General features: G+C 68.3%; 3 protein-coding genes and 1 tRNA gene. 3 read left to right on the top strand and 1 reads right to left on the bottom strand.

Going from position 1 to position 2,360, the window contains the following annotated elements:
• From VNS22_RS17730 to rarD, 3 genes are all read left to right on the top strand, one after another.
• Nucleotides 1-135, top strand: a 135-nt coding sequence (locus tag VNS22_RS17730) for a transposase (protein WP_325733676.1), incomplete at its 5' end; no start/stop codon positions are given.
• 91 nt (nucleotides 136-226) lie between these two features.
• Nucleotides 227-301 (top strand) — tRNA-Met (locus tag VNS22_RS17735).
• Nucleotides 302-366: 65 nt separating this feature from the next.
• Complete coding sequence (rarD, locus tag VNS22_RS17740) at nucleotides 367-1,254, top strand: EamA family transporter RarD (RefSeq protein WP_325734735.1); 888 nt, start codon at nucleotides 367-369, stop codon at nucleotides 1,252-1,254.
• Between the two features lie 643 nt (nucleotides 1,255-1,897).
• Here rarD and VNS22_RS17745 read toward each other — a convergent pair.
• A partial coding sequence (locus VNS22_RS17745) for an enoyl-CoA hydratase-related protein (RefSeq protein WP_325734737.1) occupies nucleotides 1,898-2,360 on the bottom strand: 463 nt, incomplete at its 5' end.

Raw genomic sequence — 2,360 nt, forward strand, 5'->3', positions numbered from 1 at the left:
CGCCCTCGATGGGTCGAACGCTTGTGGGCCAGGCTCAAGGAGGGGCGCGCCATCGCCACCCGCTACGAGAAGACCGCCCGCTCCTTCATGGGCGTCCTCTGCCTCGCCGCCTCCCTCGACTGGCTCAAGAACTAACGGGCCCTAGCGGCTGGCTTCCCTTCGGCCCATCCTCGCCGCAGCCCGAACTTGACAGGATCGCCGGCCGCCCCTACCTCCACGCCCGTGTGGCGGCGTAGCTCAGTGGTAGAGCAAAGGACTCATAAGCCTTGGGTCGGGGGTTCAAATCCCTCCGCCGCTACCATCCCTTCAGGCGGCACCCGCCCGCCAGTCTGGCCAGTCGGCCAAGTGCAGCCCCGGACCTGATTCTTGACCACCGACCGTATCGGGTTCCTGGCGGGGCTTTCGGCCTATTCGCTGTGGGGCCTCTACCCCTTCTACTTCAAGGCGCTGGACCATGTGACGAGCATCGAGGTGCTGGCACACCGGATCGTCTGGTCGCTGGTGATGCTGGCCCTGTTCCTGCCTCTGCCCGAGATGCGCCGGGACGTGGCGCGGGTGTTCCGCACGCCCAGGCTGCTGCTCGGCATGCTGTTCTCGGCCCTGATCATCGCCAGCAACTGGCTGGTCTACGTGATCGCGGTCCAGACCGGCCACGTGCTGGAGGCGAGCCTCGGCTATTTCCTGTCGCCGCTGACCTTCGTGCTCCTGGCGCTCGTAGTGCTGCGCGAGCGGCTGCGGCGCCTGCAGTGGCTGGCGGTCGGGATCGCCGTGTTCGGCGTGCTCTGGATGATCATATATGCCGGCGTGGTGCCGAAGATCGCCCTGTTCCTCGGCATTTCCTTCTCGATCTACGGCCTGGTGCGCAAGCGCCTGCCGGTGGGCCCGCTGGCCGGCCTGTTCCTCGAATGTCTGTTCGCCCTGCCCCTGGCCGGCGCCATGTTCCTCTATGCCGAGGCCACCGGCGGCATCGTGTTCACCCGGCTGGACCTGTCCACCAACCTCCTGGTGATGTTGGCCGGCTTCTTCACGATCGGCCCGCTCTGGCTGTTCAACGTCGCCGCCAAGCACCTGCCACTCACCACCCTCGGCATGCTCCAGTACATAGCACCCACCCTCCTGTTCTTCGTGGGTGCCTTCGTGTTCTCCGAGCCGGTCGATGTCGGCCGGCTGCTGGGCTTCGTCCTGATCTGGGCGGCACTCGCCATCTACAGCCTGGACGCGCTGAGGACGGCCCGCCCCGCACCGGCAGCCTGACCTGCCCCGAGGCCGCCGGTGCAAGCCTCCGTGTCCGGCATCACCGTTCGCCGTTCGTCCCGGCGGCCCAGGCGACAGCCGACAGCAGCCGGGCAGGCGGCGGCTCGCTCCGCTCATCCATCCGCGCGGGACACCCATGGGCGACGGGCCCGTCCCATGGGCGGGATTGGCGGCGCCATGAGCGGGCATGTGACAGTGTCTGGGTCGCCGGGGCCATGGATGCCGTCCCGTCGGTCCGACCGGCTCCACGCCGGACGCTCCCGACGGCAAGACGATGGCGGCCAGTGCCCGGAGAAGCTGGCATGCGCCTGCAGCGGTAGCAAGTTCAGGGACGTCGGGCCGGCCCGGTAGTCCTGCCGGCACTGCCAAGCCGGCTATCGGCAGCACGGTCCCATGCCGACAGCTGGCCGTGCCGTGCTGGCACTGTCCCGCGATGGCAGCCGCTCCCATCGCGGGACATGGGATGCCTCCTGACCACACGATCCGGCGCAGGACCGACACGCCGCCGCCCATGGAGGCGTGGGCGGTGCACCGGCAGGCTACTACCCTGCGTTGCAAGAAAAATGGCGCGATGTCTTTCTGAGGCATCGCGCCGGCCGGACCGTGACAGTCCGCAAGGTCACGCGGAGGGAAAGGGATCGGCTCAGGCGGCGTCGGCGACGTCGGCGCCGACCGTTGCCCGCTTTTTCTCCTGGACGCGGGCCAGGCAGTCCATGCGGCGCAGGGCCGGCTCGTCGAGCTTGAGGGCCAGATCGACCCATAGGTCGACGATGTCGAGGAGTTCGCGCTTGTCGCAGGGCTCGGCACGCTCGCGCACCCGCTTGAGGGTGACCAGGGTGTCGAAGCGGCGCTGGTTGTCCGCGATGAAGCGGGCGAAGGTAGCCATGGCCTGGCCTTCCGGGCAGACCAGGTCGACCAGGCCCAGCGCCTTGACCTCCTGGGCACTGCGCGACAGCCCGTCCTCCAGGATCTGGCGGGCCAGCACCGGGCCCAGCTTGCGCTTGAGGAAGCTGTAGCCGCCCATGCCGGGGAACAGGTTGAACAGGATCTCGGGCAGGCCGAACTTGGTGCCTTCCTCGGCGATCACCAGGTCGTCGGTGAGCATC

Origin of the sequence: Geminicoccus sp. (assembly GCF_035556675.1) — a bacterium.
Classification (GTDB): Bacteria; Pseudomonadota; Alphaproteobacteria; order Geminicoccales; family Geminicoccaceae; genus Geminicoccus.